Below are 19,881 nucleotides of genomic sequence, written 5' to 3' on the forward strand. Positions count from 1 at the left end.
CGCGGTCGCCGCCGCCGGCCTCGCCGCGGCCGCCGTCGTCGCGATCGCCGCGCTGCCCGGCGCCGACCACGCGCCCGCGCCCGTCGCGAGCCTTGCCGAGCGCGCCTTCGCCGCCACGGCGCCCAAGCCGGACTTCATCACCTACACGGAGACGACCACCGTCCAGACCGGCGACAACCCGCGGCTGGAGAGCTACGACAAGCTGCGCCAGTGGCAGTACCGCGACCGGATGCACAACTTCATGGAGACGCGGCAGCCGCGCGGCGAGTGGGTCTACGAGCACGACCAGAACGGCGGCACGTTCCGGACGCTGATCAACAGCGACCAGCGGGGCCAGGAGCTGCAGGTGACCCGCAAGACCGACCCGGGCTGGAACCAGGAGGAGCTCGAACACGGCTTCAAGGTCGGCGTCACGACCCTGGTGGACCGCTTCCGCGAGGCGATCCGCGGCGCGCAGGAGCTGGGGATGACGACGTTCAACGGCAAGGCCGCCCGGGCGTACCGCGTGCCCGAGGGGACCGGCGGCCGGCGGCTGCCCGGCGACACCACGTACTACGTCGACCCGGAGAACGCGATGCCGCTCGGCAGCGTCATCAAGCTCACCATGCACGAGCCGAAGGTCGTCGACGGCAAGCCCGTCAACGGCGAGCCGACCGGCTCGCTGACGATCACGACCACCGTCGACCGCTACGAGCAGCTCGAGGCCACGCCCGAGAACTTGGCCAAGCTCGACGCGCCGAACATCGACGCGGCGCAGCGCGAGCAGCGCTAACGCGAGAACGGGCCGGCGGCGACGCCGGCCGCTCCGCCGTCGATCTCCTCCGGTGCAACTTCCGACCATCCGCCTTCGAGCAGGGAGGCATGGTGGTCGGAATGGCGAATGGCAAGGGTGCCGATGAACACGCCCTTCGTCTGCTTGCGCATCACCGCGTACCACAGCGTGCTCGCGTCCCGGTCCCCGCGCACGGGGTGCCACGGGCGCGGCGGTGGGTCGTTCCCGTCCGCGATCCCGGTCTCTACGAGCCGGTTCAGGGTCGCGATCTGACCCGTTGTCGTGTCGATGAAGAACGCGCTCACACCATCTGAGGGTACGGCGGCCATCTCCGAGCCCTGGCGCGCGGCGCTGCGCACCTTCGACGCCGACCTCCAAAGACGCGGGGCGGCCGAACGCACCCGCAAGGCCTACGGGACCGACGCCGCGGAGCTGGCGGCCTGGGCGACGGCGAACGGCCTCGAACCGACGGAGGTCGACTACAAGGCCCTCAGGCGCTGGGCCGCCCGCCTGTCCCAGAAGGGCGCGGCCCCCCGCACGATGGCGCGCAAGCTCGCGTCCACGCGCAGTCTCTTCCGCTCCCTGCTCGAGCACGGCGAGATCACGGCCAACCCGGCGGACCTGCTGCCCGCGCCCAAGCTCCCGCACAGCCTCCCGAAGACGCTCAAGCCCGAGGACATCGAGCGGCTGCTGGAGAAGATCCCGGCCAGCACGCCGCTCGAGATGCGCGACCGCGCCCTCTTCGAGCTCGCCTACAGCTCCGGCCTCAGAGCCGAGGAGCTCGTCGATCTCGACACGACTTCGATCGAATTCGACAACGAGCAGGTACGCGTCGAGGGCAAAGGCGCCAAGACGCGCTTCGTGCCCGTGGGGGAGCCCGCGCTGCGCACCATCACCGCCTACCTCGAGCGCGCGCGGCCCGCGCTGCTCTCAGCGGACCAGGATCCGGCGCTTTTTCTGTCCAAAAGCGGTCGCAGGCTGTCGACGAGCGATGTTCGGCGCCGACTTCGGGTATGGGCAAAGCATGCCGCGACGCAGACCGGCGTCCACCCGCACGCACTCAGGCACTCCTTCGCCACCCACCTGTTGGATGGAGGCGCGGATCTCCGCGCGATCCAGGCGATGCTGGGGCACGCGAGTATCTCGACGACCCAGGTCTACACTCGGGTAGAGTCAGCGCGGCTGCGGGCGGCGTACGCAAAGAGCCACCCGCGCGCTTAAGGGAATAAGGGGCCGTTCTGGAGACCAACGTCAAAGCGATCGAGCTGAAGGAGCTATGGACCGTCTACAAGACGGACGGCTCTGACCGCGCACGTGAGCAGCTCGTCGTCGCTTACTCACCACTCGTCAAGTACGTCGCCGGCCGCATGTCCTCGGGTCTGCCGGCGCACGTCGAAGAAGCCGACCTGATCTCGTACGGCCTCCTGGGCCTGATCAACGCGATCGAGCGCTTCGACCTCTCGCGCGACATCAAGTTCGAGACGTACGCGATCACGCGGATCAAGGGCGCGATCATCGACGAGCTGCGCGCCCTGGACTGGGTGCCGCGCTCCGTCCGGGCCCGCGCCCGCGAGATCGAGAAGGTCCACGCCAAGCTCGAGCACCGGCTGCACCGCGCTCCCACCGACGAGGAGATGGCGCGCGAGCTCGGGATCACCAACGACGAGTTCCAGGAGTCGCTGGTCAAGATCTCGACCTCGACCGTCGTCGCCCTGGACGAGCTGTGGGCCGTCAGCGACTCCTCCGGCGACTCCGTCTCGCTGCTGGACACGCTGCAGGACCCGGACGCGCCGGACCCCGAGGCGCTGCTGGCGCAGTCCGAGCTCAAGGATCGGCTGGCGGACGCGATCGCGGCGCTGCCCGAGCGCGAGAAACTCGTCATCGCCCTCTACTACTACGAGAACCTGACGCTGCGAGAGATCGGCGAGGTTCTCGGCGTCACCGAATCGCGCATCTCGCAGCTGCACACGAAGGCCGTCCTGCGCCTGAAGTCGCGGCTCCAGACCGAGAACCTACGCGACTAACGTCACAAGCGCGAAACACCCTGTAGCGTTCCTCTCAACCTTCCTGGGAGAGAGGAGCGCCAGGCATGCCGCACGCCGCAGACAGGATTCGCAACGTGGCCCTAGTCGGCCACCGAGGGAGCGGGAAGACGTCGTTGCACGAAGCCTTGTTGTTCGAGGCCGGAGCGACGACGAGGCTCGGCTCGGTGGCTGACGGCACCACGGTCTCTGACGCCGACGAGGACGAGAAGTCCCGTGGCATGTCGATCTCCGCGTCGCTCGCCTCGTTCGAGTGGCGCGACGTGAAGGTCAACCTGATCGACACCCCCGGCGAGCCCAGCTTCATCGCCGACGCCCTCGGCGCCCTGCGCGTATGCGAGTCCGCGATCTTCGTGGTCAACGGCGTGATGGGCGTCGAGGTCTCCACGCGCCGGCTGTGGGAGCGCGCGCAGGAACTGCACGTCGCCCGGCTCGTCTACGTGAACATGCTCGACCGCGAGCGGGCGGACTTCTTCCGGACGCTCGACTCGCTCAAGGAGGCGTTCGGTCCGCACGTGGTCGCGACCGAGATCCCGATCGGCGCCGAGCATGACCTCACGGGCCTCATCGACCTCGTCGACATGAAGGCCTACCGGTACGACGCGGAGGGCAACTGCACGGAGATCCCGATCCCGGATGATCTGGCCGACCAGGCGCAGGAGTACCGCGAGAAGCTCATGGACGAGGTCGCCGAGAACTCCGAGGCGCTGATGGAGCGCTACCTGGAGGGCGACGAGATCTCCCACGACGAGATCGTCCACGCGCTCGAGGAGGGCACGGACACCGGCCACATCTTCCCGGTCACGTGCGGCGTGGCGACCACGCGGCTGGGCGTGAACCGGCTGCTGGACGCGATCATGGACGACCTCCCGAGCCCCGCCCAGCACGAGCGGATCACGGTCGAGGAGGGCTTCGAGCTCGAGCCCGACCCCGAGGGCGAGATGTTCGCCTACGTGTTCAAGACGCGCGCCGACCCGTTCGCGGGCCGCATCAACCTCTTCCGCGTCTATCAGGGCACGATGACGCACGACACGCAGGTGATGAACACCCGCACCCATCACAAGGAGCGTGTCGGCCAGCTGCTCGTCCCGCGCGGGAAGGACGTCAGCCACGCGGACGAGTTCGGGCCGGGCGACATCGGCGCGGTGGCCAAGCTCAAGGAGACGCACGCGGGCGACTGGCTCGCCGCGCGCGACCAGCCGATCCACATGCCGCGCATCAAGCTGCCCGCGCCGGTCATGGCCTTTGCCATGGAGCCCAAGAACAAGGGCGACGAGGACAAGGTCTACACCGCCCTGCGGCGCCTGCAGGAGGAGGACCCGACGATCGACCTGCACCGCGACGAGCAGACGGGCGAGCAGATCGTCGCCGGCCTGTCGCAGATCCACGTCGAGGTGATCATCGACCGGATGAAGTCGCGCTTCGGCGCCGAGGTCACGCTCAAGCCACCGCGCGTGCCCTACCAGGAGACGATCCGCGGCACCGCCAAGGCGCACGGGCGCCACAAGAAGCAGACGGGCGGCCGCGGCCAGTTCGGGGACTGCCACATCACCGTCGAACCGTGCCCCGACGCCGACTTCGAGTTCGTCAACGCGATCAAGGGCGGCGTGATCCCACAGGGCTTCATCCCGGCGGTCGAGAAGGGCGTGCTCGAGGCGATGCGCAGCGGCGCCGTGGCCGGCTACCCGGTCAAGGGCGTGCGGGTCACGCTGTTCGACGGCTCCTATCACACGGTGGACTCGTCGGAGATGGCGTTCAAGATGGCCGGCAGCATCGCCATGAAGGAGGCGATGTCGCAGTGCACGCCCGTGCTGCTGGAGCCGATCATGCTCGCCACCTGCTCCGTTCCGGACGAGTCGGTCGGTGACGTGATGGGCGATCTGAGCTCCCGTCGCGGGCGCCCGCTGGGCACCGAGGCCGTGGGCGGCATGACCGAGGTCAAGGCCGAGGTGCCGATGAGCGAGATGCTCTCCTACGCGCCCGACCTGCGCGCGATCACCGGCGGCCAGGGCGAGTACACGCTCGAGTTCTTGCGCTACGAGGAGATTCCCGCGCACCTCGCGCAGAAGGTCGCCGACAAGGCGCGCGAGGAAGCCGAAGCAGTGGCTTAGCGAGGCCACGAGCGGTGTGAGAACCATGTGCGCGGACGAAGTCCGCGGGCGTGGTTCGAGCGTTGCGGAGGGGTGGGGCGCCGTTGCTAGCCTCACCCCTCCGGCATGGCGCGTACCAGGGACATTCGCACGAACCAGCTCGACGTCGCCTGCGACATCTGCGGGCGCACGCTGCTGCGTGGCGAGCACCCCGAGCACTACCTCGCCGGCGGTGAGCGCAAGACGGTCTGCGACCTCTGCATCACGCGCGCGCAGCACGAAGGCTGGATTCGCGAGTCGGGCGCCGACGACCTCGAGCTGCGCCATCCGCGCCACGAGGGGCGCGGCTTCATCGAGCGCTTCCGCGGACGGCGCGACCGCGCCGCCGCGCGCCAGGAGGTCGCCGAGGAGTCGGCGGTCGTCTACGAGGCACCGCCCGAGCCGGCCCCACGCCGTGAGCGCGAGCGCGAGCCCGCGCCGCGCCCCGAGCCCGTCCAGGCACCGCGCTCGGCCTCGCGTCACATCCGCGCCGTCCCGACCAACGCCGAGCTCAAGATGCAGCGCGCGCTCGACGTCTTCAACGCGTCCGACCACACGCGCACCGTCGGCGGCGTCGCCCGCTCGCTCGGCGCCCCCGCGGTCTGCGTGCGTCCGCGGCCGGACCGTCCCGCGGTGGTCTCGATCACCGTCATGTGGGAGCTCTCGTGGTACCGCTTCGAGGTCGACCTGTCCGACGAGGCGGGCGGCGTCCGGCGCGACGCGCAGGGCGACGAGCTGTCCGAGCTGATCCCCGAGGAGCAGGTGCCGAACGCTGCGGCCGATGAGCGAGGCGCATTGCACCTCCAAATCAACACATGACCGATCACTTTCCGCACCTCGACGGGCTAGGATCGGCGCCGTGATCTACTGCGTCGTACCCGAGCCACTTGCCGACGAGCTGTACCCGAAGCTCGCGGGCTACTACGAAGACGATCCCAACGTGACGGTCATCGTCGACCGCCGCAAGAAGGAACGCCGCTTGCCCGGTTCCACGGGCGGCGGTCAGCGCGAGGTCCGTGATCGCCGTCGTGCGCGCATCACCGGAGACTTCGCGCCCCTTACTGCGGGCGACTAGACTAGTCACCACCGGGCCGAGCTTCGAATCACACGGAGAATCTCGTCGTCAGACGAGCCCTTCGTGATGAAACCGACGGCGCCCGCGCGCATCATGTCGTACTGAGAGCCCTGCGAGTCGTCGGCGCTGATCGCGACGATCTTCACGTCGGGGAGCCCTTCGCGAATCTCCACGGCGGCGCGCGCGCCGCCCCCGCCGGGCATGTTGACGTCGAGCAGGACCACGTCCGGCCGCCGGCGCAGCGCGAGGTCCACCGCGCCCTTGGCGTCCTCGGCCTCGCCGACGACGTCGAACCCCGGCTCGCGCTTGAGGATCGCGCCCAGCATCAGGCGCGACACGGGGTCATCGTCGGCCAGCACGAGCCGGATTCCCTCTCCGGCGGCGCCGCCCTGCCCGACGATCGAGCCCGACTGGGTCGCCCGCGCGAGCGCCTCCTCGGCCGCCGCGAGCAGCGCGCGCGGCTCCGGCTCCGAGCCCGTCGTGACGATCCCGACGCTCACCGTCGCCTCCGCGGCCGCCGCCCGCTCGGCGGCCGCGCGCAGCCGGTTCGCGGCGACGTTCGCGGTCTCCAGCCCCTGCTCGGGCAGCAGCGCCACGAACTGCGCCGGCCCGTAGCGGTAGAGCGCATCGCCGGAGCGGATCTCCTGAGCGAGCGCCGCGCCGGCGCGCTGGACCGCCTCGTCTGCGCCTCGCACGCCGATCATGGCCACGCAGTACGCGTGTCCGTAGCGCGTGACCCGCGCGCACACCGCCGCGAGATCCTCATCCAACCGCTGGCGGGAGCCCGCCCCGGTGGCCGGGTCCTGGCGCAGGTCGCTCGTCATGCGCCGGTGCATGGTCACCAGCCGCTCGGCCGCGATCAGCCCGCGTTCGAGCTCGGCGGGGTCGGCCGGCTTGGCCAGCACGTCGTCCGCGCCGGCACGCACCGCGTCGCGTGAGGCCTCGGCGTCGACCCGCGCGCTCAGGATCATGATGTACGTGTAGCCGCCGCCCTCGAGCGAGCGGATGCGCCGCGTCAGCTCGGTCCCGTCCAGACCGGGCATCGCCCAGTCGGTGATCACGACCTCGGCGCGGTCAGCTTCGTAACGCCGCCAGCCGTCGTTGCCGTCCTCGGCCTCGACCACCTCGTGCCCGAGGCGGCGGATGGTCGACGCGACCATCAGGCGCGTGCCCGGCTCGTCATCGACGATCAGAATTTTCATTGACCTTCACGCCGACTACGGCTTCGGCGCCTTTTAGCCGATGGATGGTATGAGATGTCCGTCCTCCGCGTCCGCCCGCGCAGCCTGCGCGGCCCCATCCTCCTTGCCCTCGCGCTGATCGCAGCCGTCGTGGCGGGCATGTTCGCGCTCATGTTCATGTCCGTGCGCGCGCTGGACAACGTCTCCAAGGCGCAGCGGCGGACGAGCGCCATGACGCAGTCGACGCAGCAGCTCGAGCGCACGGTCGTCGACCTCGAGACGGGCGTTCGCGGCTACCTGCTGACCGACGACGAGAAGTTCCTGGAGCCCTACCGCCGCGGCCGCGAACGGCTCGAGATGCGCCTCAACCAGCTCGCGACGCTCAGCGACGACCGGATGCGCCCGCGTGCCGTCTCCATCTCCGAGCACGTCAACGCGTACGTCACGGAGTACACCGAGCCGCTGGTCGCCGGCACCCGCCGCCCGAGCGTGCTCGCCGCGACCGCCGAGGGCAAGGAGCGTCTCGACGCGCTGCGCGGCGAGTTCGCCGCGCTCAGCAGCGAGCAGCAGTCCCTGACGCTCGAGCGCCGCGCCCGCTCGCAGGCGCTGCGTGAGCGCATGCTCGGCCTCGGCGCCGGCGGCGCCGGCCTCTCGGTCGCGCTGCTCGTCCTGCTCGCCTACGTCCTCGACCGCCGCGTCCTCAAGCCCGTGCGCCGGGTCGGCCAGGCCGCCCGCAAGCTCGAGCACGGTGCGCTCGACACGCGCGTCGCCACCAACTTCTCGGGCGAGATCGGCCAGCTCGCGCGATCGTTCAACGCGATGGCCGAGGCGCTCGCCGCCCGCGACGAGGACCTGCGCGTGCAGTCCGACCGCCTGCACGGCATCCTCAGCCACACCACGACGACGATCTCGGTCAAGGACCGCGAGGGCCGCTATCTGCTCGTCAACGAGCAGTGGCGCCAGACCATGGGCCAGGTCGGCGTGGACGTGATCGGCCGCACCGACGACGAGCTCTTCTCCCCGGAGCAGGCCGCGACGATCCGCGTCACGGACCTCGAGGTCCTGCGCACCGGCGAGGCGACCGAGTTCGAGCGCGACCTCCCGGGCGGGCGCGCCGTGCACCTCGTCAAGTTCCCGCTCACCGACGCTGACGGCTCCGTGTACGCCACCGGCACGATGGGCACCGACGTCAGCGACCGCCGCCGCGCGCTGGCCGAGGCCGTCGAGGCGTCCCGCTCGAAGTCCGAGTTCCTGGCCAACATGAGCCACGAGATCCGCACGCCGCTCAACGGCGTGATCGGGATGACGGAGCTGCTGCTGCAGACCGAGCTCGCGGCTCAGCAGCGCGAGTACGCGCAGACCGCCGCCAACTCGGGCGAGGCGCTGCTCGACGTCATCAACGACATTCTGGACTTCTCGAAGATCGAGGCCGGCAAGCTCGAGCTCGACCATCACGACTTCGATCTTCGCGAGGCGATCGAGGACACCTGCGAGATGCTCGCGCCCCAGGCGCACGGCAAGGACCTCGAGCTGATGGCGTGGATCGACGACGCCGTCCCCGCGATGGTCAACGGCGACCGCGGCCGCGTGCGCCAGGTGCTCACGAACCTGCTCTCCAACGCGGTCAAGTTCACCGAGGCCGGCGAGGTCGCGGTCCGCGTGCGGATGGAGGGCGCGCTCGTGCGCTTCGACGTCACCGACACCGGCATCGGCATCTCGCGCAAAGCGGTCGGCAAGCTCTTCGACTCCTTCGCCCAGGCGGACACCTCGACCACGCGCCGCTACGGCGGCACCGGGCTCGGCCTGGCCATCTCCCGCCAGCTCGTCGAGCTGATGGGCGGCCGGATCGACGTCACCTCGACGCCCGGGGCGGGTTCCACCTTCACCTTCACCGTCGCGCTCGCCGAGCCGACCATGCCTCGTCCGCCCGTCCGCCAGCACCCGGTGCCGCCCACCCTCAAGGTACTCGTCGTCGACGACAACGCCACCAACCGCGAGATCCTCGAGGCCTACGTGGCGAGCGTGCCGGGTGTCAAGAGCACCAGCGTCGGCTCCGGCGCCGAGGCGCTGGCCGTCATGCACGGGGCCGCACGCGCGGGTGAGCCGTTCCAGATCGTCCTGCTCGACGGGCAGATGCCGGGCATGGACGGGGTCGAGCTCGCGCAGGCGATCCAGATGGCGCCGTCGCTGCGCGACAGCCGCCTGGTGATGCTCACGTCCACGACGGACCGCCGCGCCGCGGCCCGCGAGGCCGGGGTCACGGGCTACCTGCAGAAGCCGGTGCGCCGCGAGCGTCTGCTGGACGCGATCGCCGAGGCGCTCGGCACCGCGCGCGAGGTGTCGGCCGTCGCGCCGGCGGCGACGGCCTCCGTGCCGTCCGCGGGCGCCGACACGATCCTCGTCGTCGAGGACAACGTCGTCAATCAGCGCGTCGTGCAGGCGATGCTGGACAAGCGCGGCTACACGGTCGAGTGCGCCAACAACGGGCGCGAGGCGCTGTCGATGCTGGCCGTGCGCTCCTACGCGCTGGTGTTCATGGACTGCCAGATGCCGGAGATGGACGGCTACGCCGCGACGGCCGCGATCCGCAGCCGCGAGCGCGGCACCGACCGCCTGCCGATCGTCGCGATGACGGCACACGCGATGAAGGGGGACCGCGAGCGCTGCCTGGCCGCCGGCATGGACGACTACCTGTCCAAGCCGCTGCGTCCTGAAGAGCTCGACGCGACGCTCGAGCGGATGCTCGGCGGCGTCGCCGCCTCGGCCGCGCAGGTGCCGGCCGCGGCGCCCGCGGGCGACCCGTTCGAGGCGCTCGTCGACGCGGCCCGCATGCGCGTGTTCCGCGTCGACTACCCCGAGATCATCGACCAGCTGATCGAGCTGTTCGTGGAGAGCACGCCGCCGCTGCTCACCGAGCTGCGTGAGAGCGCCGTCACCGGTGACGGCGACGCCGTCCGCCGCACCGCGCACAAGCTCAAGGGCTCCTGCCAGAACATCGGCGCGGGTTTCATGGCCAAGCTCGCGGCCGACCTCGAGCAGGCGCGCGCCGCTGAGCCCGGCCAGCTCGACGCGCTCGACCGCGTGTTCGCCGACACGCGGGACGCCCTGCGCGCGGCGCTGCTCGAGGACGCAACGTGATCGTGACGCTGGCGGCCGTGCTCGCCGCGCTCTGCGCCGGCGTGGTCGCGTGGCGCGCCGCCCGTGCGCGTGACCGTGCGCTCGCCGCCGAGCGGCGCATGCGCCGGCTCGCCGTCCACGACCAGCACGTCGCGATCGCGCTCCTCGACCGCGACCTGCGCGTGGTGGAGCTCGAGGGCGAGGCGCTGGAGTGCTCGGGCTGGGCGCGCGACGAGTTCCTCGGGAACGTGCTCCCGCAGGCGCTCGACACCGAGCGGGGCAAGCCGCTGATCGCGCTGGTCGAGAAGGCGCTCGCCGGCCGTCCGGGCACGTTCGAGACCGAGAGCTCGCGGCGCGAGGGCGCGTGGTTCCGCATGGACGTGCTGCCGTTCGCCGAGGGTCGTGAGATCACGCACGTGGCGGTGCTCATGCGCGACATCGGCTCCGAGCGCGCGCTGCGCCGGTCGCTGGAGAAGCAGCAGATCTTCCTGCAGGCGGTGCTCAACGAGCTCGGCGACCGCGTGCGCGTGGCCGACGCCGACGGGCGCCTGCACGCCTTCGACGGCTCGACCGTCGACGACGACCTGCACCCGCTGGAATGGGCCGAGCACTTCGGCCTGCATCACCTTGACGGCCGGCCGTTCGGTCCGCACGAGACGCCGCTGCTGCGCGCGCTGCGCGGCGAGCCGGTGGAGCCGGTCGAGGTGCTGGTGGACACGGACGCCGGCCGCCGCACGCTGCTCGCGTCCGGTGGACCGGTCACCGGTCCCGACGGCGCGCGCCTCGGCGCGGTGATCGTCAACGCCGACCTGACCGACTTCCGTGACGCCGAGGGCCGGCTGCGCCGCAGCGAGGAGCGCCACCGGCGCGTGGTCGAGAGCGTGTCCGACTGCGTGTTCGAGACCGACGCGTCCGGGCGCTGGACGCACCTGACCGAGGCGTGGACGGCCGCGACCGGCTTCGACGTCGACGCGTGCCTGGACCGCCCGGTGTGGGACTTCGTGCACCCGGACGACCGGGCCGAGCACGCGCGCGCGTTCGCGCCGATGATGGGCGGCGAGCGCGTCGCGCTGCGCCACTCGCACCGCTACCTGACGGCCGCGGGCGCCGAGCGCTGGGGCGAGGTCCAGGTGCGCGCGATCAGCGGCTGGGACGGGCTCCCGACGGGGTTCGTCGGCGTCATGCGCGACGTGACCGACGAGCGCCGTGCGGCGCAGCACGTCGCCGCCGAGCAGGGCGTCATGCGTGCGCTGACGACGATGCAGTCGCTCGAGGACGCAGGTCCGGTCCTGCTGGACGTCCTCGGCCGCGAGCTCGGCTGGGATGGCGCCGAGCTGTGGCGCATGGGCGATGACGAGCGCCTGCACCGGAGCGCGGCGTGGACCGCCGACGCGGGCGGGCTCGAGCGCTTCATCCGCGCGGGCGACTGGCTGTCCTACGAGGTCGGCGACGGACTCCCGGGCATGTCGTGGATGTCGCGTGTGCCGCTCTGGCGGGCCGACATCGCGGTGGACGGCGGGCTCGTCCGGCGCGAGGAGGCGCTCGCGGAGGGCGTGCGCTCGACCGTCGCGCTGCCGCTGCGCGCGAACGGCGCGCCGGAGGGCGTGATCGTGCTCGTGTCGTGCACGCCGCGCGAGCCCGAGCACGGCCTCACGCGCCTGCTGGAGGCGATCGGCGGGCAGGTCTCGCAGTTCCTGCAGCGCCGTGAGGCCGAGGCGCGCGTGCTCGCGCAGGCGGCCGACCTGCGAACGCTGTCGAACGTCGCGCACGAGCTGGCGGTCGAGAACGACCTGTTCGCGGCCCGCAACACGCTCTGCCGCGCGGTGCGGGACGTGACCGGGTCCGTGTCCGTCGCGCTGCTCGAGCCGTCGGGCAGGGACGCGCTGACGGTGTCGGCGGCGGTCGGCGCGGCCGTGCTGCGGATGTCGGTCGCGATCGACGCGCGCGCAGTCACGAGCGAGGCCTACCTGACGGGCGAGCTGATCCACGTCGCCGACGTGCTCAGCGACGCGCGCGCGTCGAGCTGCCAGGCCGTCGCGGGCGCCGCTTCCGCCGCGTGGGTGCCGGTCGTGCGCGACGGGCGCGCCGTCGGCGTGCTGGCCGTCGGCTGGGCGTCGCACCGTGCGTCCCTGTCCGACCGCGACGCCGAGCTGCTGCGCCTGCTCGCCGCCGAGGCCGCGATCACCATCCACCGCACCGACCTGCTCGCCCGCCTGCAGTCCACGGCGCGCACGGACCCCTTGACAGGGCTCCCGAACCGCCGCGTGTGGGACGAGGACCTGGACCGCGAGCTCGCCCGCGCCCGCCGCCACGGCGGCTCCCTGTGCCTCGCGATGCTCGACCTCGACAAGTTCAAGACCTACAACGACACGTTCGGCCACCAGGCGGGCGACGAGCTGCTGGAGGCCGCCGCGTGCGCGTGGCGTCCCGAGTTGCGGACGACCGACACGCTGGCGCGCTACGGCGGCGAGGAGTTCGCGGTGCTGCTTCCGCACTCGGACATCGAGGGCGCGCGGGGGGTCGTCGAGCGGCTGCTGGCGGTCGTCCCGTTCGACCAGACGGCGTCTGCGGGCATCGCGCTGTGGGACGGCACCGAGACCGCCGAGGAGTTGCTCGCGCGGGCCGACGCCGCCCTGTACGACGCCAAGCACGCGGGCCGCGCCCGCGCGCTAATCGCCGCGTAGCGCCTTCGCGATCTCCGCGGGTGGCGTGCCCTTGATCACGTAGCCGTCCGCGCCGGCGTCGCGCATCTCGTCGCGGGCGGGGCCGTCTTCATGCGCGGACAGGGCGAGGACGCGCGTGGCGGGCCGGCTTGCCTTGATCTCGCGCGCCGCGTGCTGCCCGCCGCCGCCCGGCATCTCCACGTCGAGCAGGACGACGTCGGGCGTGTGCGCCGTCGCGAGGCGGATGGCCTCCGTCGCGTCCTCGGCGGCGCCGACCAGGTCGAGCTGCGGGTCCGCGTCGATCACGGCGGAGAGCAGCATCCGCATCACGGGGTCGTCGTCGGCGATCAGCACACGCATGCGCCAGGGACGATAACGGCGTGCGCCTAGGCCGCGCTCACCACGGCGTCGATCGTCACCGCGCCGCGGGCGCGCGCGACGGACACGCGGTGGTGGCCGTCCACGACGGCGTAGCCCGACGACGTCCGCACGACGCTGATCGGCGGGATCACCTCGCCGCGCTGCTCCGCGACCCACAACCGCTCCCAGCGCGCGCGGGTGCGCTTGCCGGCGGGGCGGAAGGCGGCGTCGAACTGCGTCGCGCGGTGCGGCTCCACGGTGGCGTGGATCGCCTCGACCGGGATCTCCTTGACCGAGGCCAGAGGAGACGGCGCGCGGTTGAGCGTGGAGTGAACCGGCAGGCGGGCACGGTCGACGCAACGACGGCGCAGGCGGACGGCCAGGGCGTGACGGCGGGACGCGCGGGAGGCGCGGTCGAACGCGCGCTGCGCGTCCATGTGGGGGTTACCGGTGAGCATGGGGAGGAATGGGAGCTGTGGTTGAGCGGGGGATGAACTCGGCGGGGAGGAGGACCGAGGCTTGCGGGGCCGCCTTGTCGAGCAGGAGGCGAAGCGCCGTGGCGCCCTTCTCCTGGTGCGGCTGGCGAACGGTGGTGAGGCCGGCGTGGACGGCGTCGGGGATGTCGTCGAAGCCGGTGACGGACAGCTGGGTGGGGACCTCGACGCCGCGCTCGGCGGCGGCGTCCAGGACGCCGAGGGCGAGCACGTCCGAGCTGCAGAGGATCGCGGTCGGGCGGTCGCCGCGATCGAGGAGCTTGCCGCCGGCGACGCGGCCGGTGGGACGGCCGAAGCCGGGTGCGGAGGCCAGGGCCACGCCGCTCCACGCGACGCCGGCCGGCTCGAGCGCCTCACGCCAGCCCGTCAGCCGTTCGCGGATGTCGTGGTACTCGAGCGTGACGAGCGCCTGGTCGGCGCTGGCGTCGGGCTCGTCGCCGCCCATCACGATGCCGAACCGGCGGTGTCCGAGCGCGAGCAGGTGCTCGGCGGTCGTGCGGGCGGCGGCACGGTCCTCGACGTTGACCGTCAGCGGCGCCTCAGTCGGGTCGTGGTCGACCAGGACGAACGGGAGCTGGCGGTCGCGGATGGCTCGCAGCCGCGGATCGTCGTGGCCCATGCTGTAGACGACGAACCCGTCGACCAGCGCGGTCCTGACCAACGCGTCGTCCCGGCCCGCGATGCGCGGGACGAGCGCCATCCCGAGCTCCTGCTGCTCGCACACCATCGCCACGCCGGTGAACAGCTGCACGGCGGCCGGATCGGAGAACGCCACGGTCAAGGGCGCGTCGAACATCACGCCGATCGAGCCCGTCCGGCCGCGGCTGAGCGTGCGCGCCACCGGGTCCGGCCCGGCGTAGCCGAGCTCCCGCGCCTTGGCCAGCACGCGCTCGCGCAGCTCGGGCGAGAGCTGGTCCGGACGGTTGAACGCGTTCGACACCGTCATGCGCGAAACGCTGAGCGCTTCGGCGATCGTGGCGAGTGTGGGGCGGGTGGCTGACATCTATACCGGTAAAGACTTTACCGGTATAGATCGGCTTGTCAAGTCGGAACTGGAGCGGGAGCCCGAAAGGTCGGGATCATCAGCTGCAACAGCGGGCCGATCGACAGCGCGTAGACGATGGTGCCGAGCCCCACGGTGCCGCCCAGCGCGAAGCCCGCGGCCATCACGGACAGCTCGATCGTGGTCCGGACCTTGCCGACCGACGCGCCGGTCACCCGGACGAACCCGGTCATCAGCCCGTCACGGGCGCCCGGCCCGAAGTTCGCGCCCAGGTAGGCGGCGCCGGCGACGGCGTTCAGACCCACGCCCGCGGCGAGCATCAGCACCTGCACGAGCAGGCCCTCGCCCTCGGGGATGAGCGCGAGGCCGAGGTCGGCGGCAAGCCCGACGACGATCACGTTCGAGATCGTCCCGAGACCCGGCTTCTGCCGCAGCGGGATCCACAGCAGCAGCACCAACACGCTGGTGACGATCACGACCGTGCCGAAGCTCAGGCCCGTGTGCTTGGCCACGCCCTCGTGGAAGACGTCCCACGGGCCGAGGCCGAGCAGCGCCTGCACCTGCAGCGCCATGCTCAGCCCGTAGAGGAGCAATCCGGCGTAGAGCTGCACGAGTCGACGGGTCATGGACCGCATGATCGGGCGAAGTGGCATTGAAATCCATAGCCAATCGTGAGAAAGTGGACCGCATGGCGTGTGACAGTGGCTCTCGGCAAGAAGCCGGTACGACCGCGGAGGGAGCCGCGTGACCGCTGACCGCGGCCTCTCCGGCCCGCACCTGGCCCGGCTGCTGGGCGAGTGGCGCTCTGGTGGTCCTGCCTACGCCGCGCTTGCCCGCGCGCTGCGGCTGCTCGTCCTCGACGGCCGCCTGCCTTTGCGCACGCGCGTGCCCGGGGAGCGCGAGCTCGCCGAGGCGCTCGGGGTGAGCCGTACCACCGCGACGGCCGCCTACGCCGCGCTGCGCGAGGAGGGCTTCCTGGCCAGCCGGCGCGGCGCGGGCTCGTGGACGCGCCTACCCGCCGACCCCGGCGCCGCGCCCGGACCGCAGCCGTCCACCGGCGACGACGTCATCGACCTCAGCTGCGCCGCGACCGCCGCTCCCGAGCGCGACCTGCACGCCGCGCTCGCGACGGCCACCGCCGAGCTCCCGCGCCACCTGCCCGGCCCGGGCTACGACGCCGCGGGCCTCCCGGTCCTGCGCGAGGCGATCGCGGCGCACCTCACCCGCCTCGGCACGCCGACCACCCCCGACCAGATCCTCGTCACGGCCGGCGCGCTGCACGCGCTCACGCTGCTGCTGCGCGTGCTCTCGGGCCCGGGCGACCGTGTCGTCGTCGAGCACCCGACCTACGCCGCGGCCCTCGACGCCGTTCGCGCGTCCGGCGCCCGCCCCGTCCCGGTGCCCATGCTCCACGACGGGTGGGACCTGGAGATGCTGGCGGCGACGTTCCGCCAGGCCGCGCCCGGCCTCGCCTACCTGATCGCCGACCACCAGAACCCGACCGGTCTCTCCATGTCCCAGCCGGATCGCGAGCAGCTGGTCCGCCTGGCCCGCGCCACCCGCACGCCGCTCGTGGTCGACGAGGCGATCGTCGGCTTGCACCTGGACGCGCCGCCCGAGCGCTCGGTCGCCGCGCTCGACGAGCCGGGCGAGACCGTGATCACGATCGGCTCGATGAGCAAGACGTTCTGGGCCGGCCTGCGGATCGGCTGGGTGCGCGCGAACCCGTCGCTGATCGCCCGCCTGGCCGCCGCCCGCGCCGCGCTCGACATCTCCAGCCCGGTACTGGAGCAGCTGATGGCGGTCGCCCTGCTGGAAGGCGCCGAGTCGATCCTCGAACGCCAGCGCGAGGCCGCCCGCGCGCGCCGCGGCGCCCTGCTCGACGCGCTGCGCACGCAGCTTCCCGAGTGGCGCTTCGCGACGCCGCCCGGCGGCCTGTGCCTGTGGGTCGAGCTCGACGCGCCCCGCTCGACCGCGCTCGCGGCCCTCGCCGACCGCCACGGCGTGCGGCTGGGCGCGGGGCCCCGGTTCGGTGTCGACGGGGCCTTCGAGCGCTACGTCCGCATCCCGTACTCGCTGCCGCCCGACACCCTGCGCGACGTCGTCGACCGGCTCGCGCTCGCCTGGCGCGGGGTCACCGCGGGGGCTGTGCCCGCCGCGGAGCCCGCCCCGGCGCTTGTGGCCTGACGCCCGCCACGAGGCGCATCGCAACGGACGTTCCAGCGCTGGGCGCGATAGGAGCCCCGCGCCGGTCGCGTTCGGGACGGCGTCAATCAGCGCCGGCGCGCGAGCAGCGTCACGCGCCGAACATCTCCGGCGCGAGCGCCTCGCGCGAGGACACGCCGAGCTTGCGGTACACGTTGCCGAGGTGAAACTGGACGGCCTTGACCGTCACAAACAACGCCTGAGCGATCTCGCGGTTCGTCATCCCATCGGCGGCCATGGCGGCAACGCGCTGCTCGGACGGCGTCAGCGCGTCGCGCCCGCTGGTTGCGCGGCGTCGCGGGTGCGCTCCGGACGCGCGCAGCTCGTCCGCGGCTTGCTCGGCGAGCCGTCGCGCGCCGAAGCGCTGCGCCTGGTCGAGCCCTTCGCGCAGCGGCCCGCGCGCCTCGCGCCGGTGCCCCGCGCGGCGCAGCGCGGCGCCCAGGTCGACGAGCGCGCGGCAGTGCTCGAGCGCGGCAGGCGACTCGGCGAGGATCGCGACGGCCGCTCGCAGCCGCTCGACGTCGCCCTCGACCAAGCCGGCCGCGCGCTGCGCGACGCCGATCGGACGTGGCGCGCCGAAGCGCTCGGCCAGCGCCAGCTCCTCGCCCACGAGCTCGCGCGCCCGCTCCGCGTCGCCGAGCTGCGCGGCCGCGAGCGCGGCGCCCGAGCGCCAAGCCGCGCAGCTCGGGTTCGGGATGCGGGCGGCGCGCGTGATCGCACCGACGCTGAGGAAGTGCTCGAGCGCCTCGGAGGGACGGCTGCGGGCAAGGGCGAGCCGGCCGGAGGCCTCGAGCACGAGCCCGTAGGACGCGGATTCGCGCATGGCCTCGACCGCCGGCAGCCTGAGCGCGCGTTCGGCGCCGGTGAGATCGCCGGCGTCGAGGCGGGCCCACGCCAGCTGGCCGGCAGCCGCGGGCAGATGGAGCCGCCAGCCGAACCGCTGGAAGCCGATCGCCTCCTCGCAGTCGGCGATCGCGTCCGCCAGCCGCCCGCGGTGGTAGTCGGTGAAGTGCTTGGCGTAGATCGCGGAGGCGTAGCCGTGCACCGACCCACGGCGGCGCGACTCGTCGAGCAGGCACGCGACGATCTGCTCGTAGTCGTCGAAGGCATCACACCACCCGAGCGCGGCGAGCGGCGCGCTCACGCTCCAGTCCTCGGGCCCGTAGTCGCGCAGCAGTAGGCCGTCGGACCACGCTTGGCGGGCCATCGCCGCGACCTCGTGATGCGGCTCGCCCGCGAAGGCCAGCATGTCGGACATCTGCGCGAGCAGCGCGCGTTGCGCGGGCGTCTCGCCGGTGATGCTCGGCATCAGCGCTCGCAACGCTGCCATCGCGCGGGCGCGCAACGACACGTCGAGCCGCGCCGCCGCGGCCAGCTCGGCGACGAGCGCGAGCCGCGACTCGCGGTCGTCGACCTCCTCGAGCGCGAGCTGGACCGCCTCGGCCGCTTCCGGGCTCCGGCCGAGCAGGGTGAGCGCGGACGCGAGCTCGCGCGTGAGGTGCGCGCGCTCGCGCACGTCGGACGTCACCGCGATCGCGGCCCGGAACGTGTCCGGGGCGCCCGGAGCGCCGCAAGCGGCCTGGGCGCGGCCGAGCTCGGCCAGAACCGAGGCGCGGTCAGGCGGCGCCGGCGGCTCCTCCAATGCGCGCGTGAGCAGCGTTGCGGCGGCTGCGGGTGCGCCTTCGCCGACGGCATCGCGGGCGGCGGCCCGAAGGGTGTCGACCACCCACGCCCGGCCTTCACGGCCTGCACGCAACAGCTGGGCGGCGACTTGCGCGTCGGCCGCGCCCTCCACGCGCAGGCGCTCGGCGGCAGTGAGGTGCAGCGCCGCCGAGCGGACAGGACCGAGCGTCTCGTAGACGGCGGCGCGCAGCAGCGGATGCGCGAACGTCAGGCGGTCACCGCCCTGCAACAGCCGTACAGCGATCAGCGCGTCCGCGGCGGCGCGCGCAGCGGCGAGGTCGAGCCCGGCCAGCGCGCGGGCGAGCCGGAGCGGCGCGCGGTCGCCAAGCACCGCGGCGGCCTCGGCGAGCGCGGTGGCCTCGGCCGGCAGCGCGCGCAGACGCAGGCGCACCCATCGCACGACCGCGTCAGGGGCGAGCGCCTCGACGCGCGCCGCGGTCGGGTCGTCGCCGACGGCGTCGAGCAGGACGCGGAGCAGGAACGGGTTGCCGCCGGTGGCGGCGGCGCAGGCGTCGGTCAGCTGGGCGTCAGCAGAGGGGAAGCGCTCGCGCACCAACAGCTCGACCGCCCGCAGGCTCAGGTTCTCGAGCCGGACGGGGTCAGCGGCGAGCTGCAGCAGCTCGGGCGGCGCTCCCGGCTCGCCCGGGCGGGCCGCCATGAGCACGGCCACCGGCTGCTCGTCCAACCGCCGCACGAGGTAGTCCAAGAAGCGCAGCGAGGGCACGTCGGCCCAGTGCGCGTCGTCGACGAGCAGGCAGAGCGGCCGCGCCTCGGCGAGGTCCTGGACGATCCACGACAGCCCGTGCAGGAGCCCGAACGTGCTGTGTGTCTCTCCACTGACACAGGCCGTCTCGAACAGGTGACGCGCGAGCCCGCCGGCGCCGGCGAGCAGGCGATCACGATCGGCGGCGACCGGACCGTCGAGCAATTGACGCACGAGGCCGAACGGCAGCTCGCGCTCCAGCGCTCCGCCACGAGCCGTGAGGCAGCGGAGGCCGTGGGCCTCGGCCCGCGCCCGGGCGGCCGTCAGCAGCGTCGTTTTGCCGGTGCCGGCGAAGCCTTCGACGAAGCTCAGAGAACCCTGCCCGACGGCGACCGCCGCGAGCCGCTGTTCGATCTGCGACAGCTCCCCTTCGCGTTCAAGCAACGTCACGGAG

The 19,881-nt window shown here is 72.6% G+C and carries 16 protein-coding genes; 9 read left to right on the forward strand and 7 right to left on the reverse strand.

Annotation, left to right across the window (positions count from 1 at the left end; translation table 11 throughout):
- Positions 1-772: hypothetical protein (locus OJ962_RS26415; RefSeq protein ID WP_270006714.1), on the forward strand; the 772-nt coding region annotated here is incomplete at its 5' end.
- Here OJ962_RS26415 and OJ962_RS26420 read toward each other — a convergent pair.
- Positions 769-1,077 carry a hypothetical protein gene (locus tag OJ962_RS26420; RefSeq protein ID WP_202952446.1) on the reverse strand — a complete coding sequence of 103 codons (309 nt, stop codon included), beginning with the start codon at positions 1,075-1,077 and terminating at the stop codon, positions 769-771. The two genes, OJ962_RS26415 and OJ962_RS26420, sit on opposite strands and share 4 nt — an antisense overlap.
- Here OJ962_RS26420 and OJ962_RS26425 point away from each other — a divergent pair.
- The 5 genes from OJ962_RS26425 to OJ962_RS26445 all read left to right on the forward strand — a co-directional run bounded on the left by OJ962_RS26425 (position 1,061) and on the right by OJ962_RS26445 (position 6,018).
- Positions 1,061-1,993, forward strand: a complete 933-nt coding sequence (locus tag OJ962_RS26425) for a tyrosine recombinase XerC (RefSeq protein WP_202952447.1) — start codon at positions 1,061-1,063, stop codon at positions 1,991-1,993. The genes OJ962_RS26420 and OJ962_RS26425 overlap by 17 nt on opposite strands.
- 38 nt (positions 1,994-2,031) lie before the next feature.
- Positions 2,032-2,796, forward strand: coding sequence for an RNA polymerase sigma factor WhiG (gene whiG, locus OJ962_RS26430; protein ID WP_270006719.1), 765 nt, complete (start codon positions 2,032-2,034; stop codon positions 2,794-2,796).
- A 65-nt stretch (positions 2,797-2,861) separates the two neighbouring features.
- Positions 2,862-4,925, forward strand: coding sequence for an elongation factor G (gene fusA, locus OJ962_RS26435; protein ID WP_202952448.1), 2,064 nt, complete (start codon positions 2,862-2,864; stop codon positions 4,923-4,925).
- Between the two features lie 105 nt (positions 4,926-5,030).
- Positions 5,031-5,762 carry a hypothetical protein gene (locus tag OJ962_RS26440; protein ID WP_202952449.1) on the forward strand — a complete coding sequence of 244 codons (732 nt, stop codon included), beginning with the start codon at positions 5,031-5,033 and terminating at the stop codon, positions 5,760-5,762.
- Positions 5,763-5,802: 40 nt separating this feature from the next.
- On the forward strand, positions 5,803-6,018 hold the full coding sequence (locus tag OJ962_RS26445) for a hypothetical protein (RefSeq protein ID WP_202952450.1): 216 nt from the start codon (positions 5,803-5,805) through the stop codon (positions 6,016-6,018).
- Between the two features lie 5 nt (positions 6,019-6,023).
- Here the strand turns inward: OJ962_RS26445 and OJ962_RS26450 are convergent, their stop codons facing one another.
- A complete protein-coding gene (locus OJ962_RS26450; RefSeq protein WP_202952451.1) occupies positions 6,024-7,220 on the reverse strand; it encodes a response regulator in 1,197 nt (398 codons plus the stop codon).
- A 54-nt stretch (positions 7,221-7,274) separates the two neighbouring features.
- On the opposite strand from OJ962_RS26450, the gene OJ962_RS26455 reads away from it, so the two are divergent.
- A complete protein-coding gene (locus OJ962_RS26455) occupies positions 7,275-10,337 on the forward strand; it encodes a response regulator (RefSeq protein WP_202952452.1) in 3,063 nt (1,020 codons plus the stop codon).
- Entirely contained in the window at positions 10,334-13,000 is a 2,667-nt protein-coding gene (locus tag OJ962_RS26460) for a diguanylate cyclase domain-containing protein (RefSeq protein WP_202952453.1), read from the forward strand. Before OJ962_RS26455 ends, OJ962_RS26460 begins: the two co-directional genes overlap by 4 nt.
- Here OJ962_RS26460 and OJ962_RS26465 read toward each other — a convergent pair.
- The 4 genes from OJ962_RS26465 to yczE are packed head-to-tail and all read right to left on the reverse strand — an operon-like array spanning position 12,986 to position 15,462.
- The gene (locus OJ962_RS26465; protein ID WP_202952454.1) at positions 12,986-13,339 is read right to left on the reverse strand and encodes a response regulator; all 354 of its coding nucleotides are present in this window, start codon (positions 13,337-13,339) and stop codon (positions 12,986-12,988) included. The two genes, OJ962_RS26460 and OJ962_RS26465, sit on opposite strands and share 15 nt — an antisense overlap.
- A gap of 26 nt (positions 13,340-13,365) precedes the next feature.
- Positions 13,366-13,797, reverse strand: coding sequence for a ParB N-terminal domain-containing protein (locus OJ962_RS26470; protein WP_202952455.1), 432 nt, complete (start codon positions 13,795-13,797; stop codon positions 13,366-13,368).
- Positions 13,784-14,836: a LacI family DNA-binding transcriptional regulator gene (locus OJ962_RS26475; protein WP_202952456.1), complete on the reverse strand. Its 1,053-nt coding sequence runs from the start codon at positions 14,834-14,836 to the stop codon at positions 13,784-13,786. The genes OJ962_RS26470 and OJ962_RS26475 overlap by 14 nt, the downstream gene beginning before the upstream one ends.
- Before the next feature lie 38 nt (positions 14,837-14,874).
- Positions 14,875-15,462 carry a membrane protein YczE gene (gene yczE, locus OJ962_RS26480; RefSeq protein ID WP_202952457.1) on the reverse strand — a complete coding sequence of 196 codons (588 nt, stop codon included), beginning with the start codon at positions 15,460-15,462 and terminating at the stop codon, positions 14,875-14,877.
- Positions 15,463-15,580: 118 nt separating this feature from the next.
- Between yczE and yczR the strand changes: the two genes are divergently transcribed.
- On the forward strand, positions 15,581-17,023 hold the full coding sequence (yczR, locus tag OJ962_RS26485; protein ID WP_202952458.1) for a MocR-like transcription factor YczR: 1,443 nt from the start codon (positions 15,581-15,583) through the stop codon (positions 17,021-17,023).
- A gap of 109 nt (positions 17,024-17,132) precedes the next feature.
- Here yczR and OJ962_RS26490 read toward each other — a convergent pair whose 3' ends face one another.
- Positions 17,133-19,877, reverse strand: coding sequence for a helix-turn-helix transcriptional regulator (locus tag OJ962_RS26490; protein ID WP_202952459.1), 2,745 nt, complete (start codon positions 19,875-19,877; stop codon positions 17,133-17,135).
- Positions 19,878-19,881: the final 4 nt, after the last annotated feature.

Origin of the sequence: Solirubrobacter deserti (assembly GCF_027587175.1) — a bacterium.
Lineage (GTDB): Bacteria > Actinomycetota > Thermoleophilia > Solirubrobacterales > Solirubrobacteraceae > Solirubrobacter > Solirubrobacter deserti.

What these genes read in the sequence shown, in the direction of transcription:
- OJ962_RS26425 (WP_202952447.1), top strand. Translation starts at nt 1,061, where the DNA reads ATGAAGAACGCGCTCACACCATCTGAGGGTACGGCGGCCATCTCCGAG.
- fusA (WP_202952448.1), top strand. Translation starts at nt 2,862, where the DNA reads ATGCCGCACGCCGCAGACAGGATTCGCAACGTGGCCCTAGTCGGCCAC.
- OJ962_RS26440 (WP_202952449.1), top strand. Translation starts at nt 5,031, where the DNA reads ATGGCGCGTACCAGGGACATTCGCACGAACCAGCTCGACGTCGCCTGC.
- OJ962_RS26450 (WP_202952451.1), bottom strand. Translation starts at nt 7,220, where the DNA reads ATGAAAATTCTGATCGTCGATGACGAGCCGGGCACGCGCCTGATGGTC.
- OJ962_RS26455 (WP_202952452.1), top strand. Translation starts at nt 7,275, where the DNA reads ATGTCCGTCCTCCGCGTCCGCCCGCGCAGCCTGCGCGGCCCCATCCTC.
- OJ962_RS26465 (WP_202952454.1), bottom strand. Translation starts at nt 13,339, where the DNA reads ATGCGTGTGCTGATCGCCGACGACGACCCCGTGATGCGGATGCTGCTC.
- OJ962_RS26470 (WP_202952455.1), bottom strand. Translation starts at nt 13,797, where the DNA reads ATGCTCACCGGTAACCCCCACATGGACGCGCAGCGCGCGTTCGACCGC.
- OJ962_RS26475 (WP_202952456.1), bottom strand. Translation starts at nt 14,836, where the DNA reads ATGTCAGCCACCCGCCCCACACTCGCCACGATCGCCGAAGCGCTCAGC.
- yczE (WP_202952457.1), bottom strand. Translation starts at nt 15,462, where the DNA reads ATGACCCGTCGACTCGTGCAGCTCTACGCCGGATTGCTCCTCTACGGG.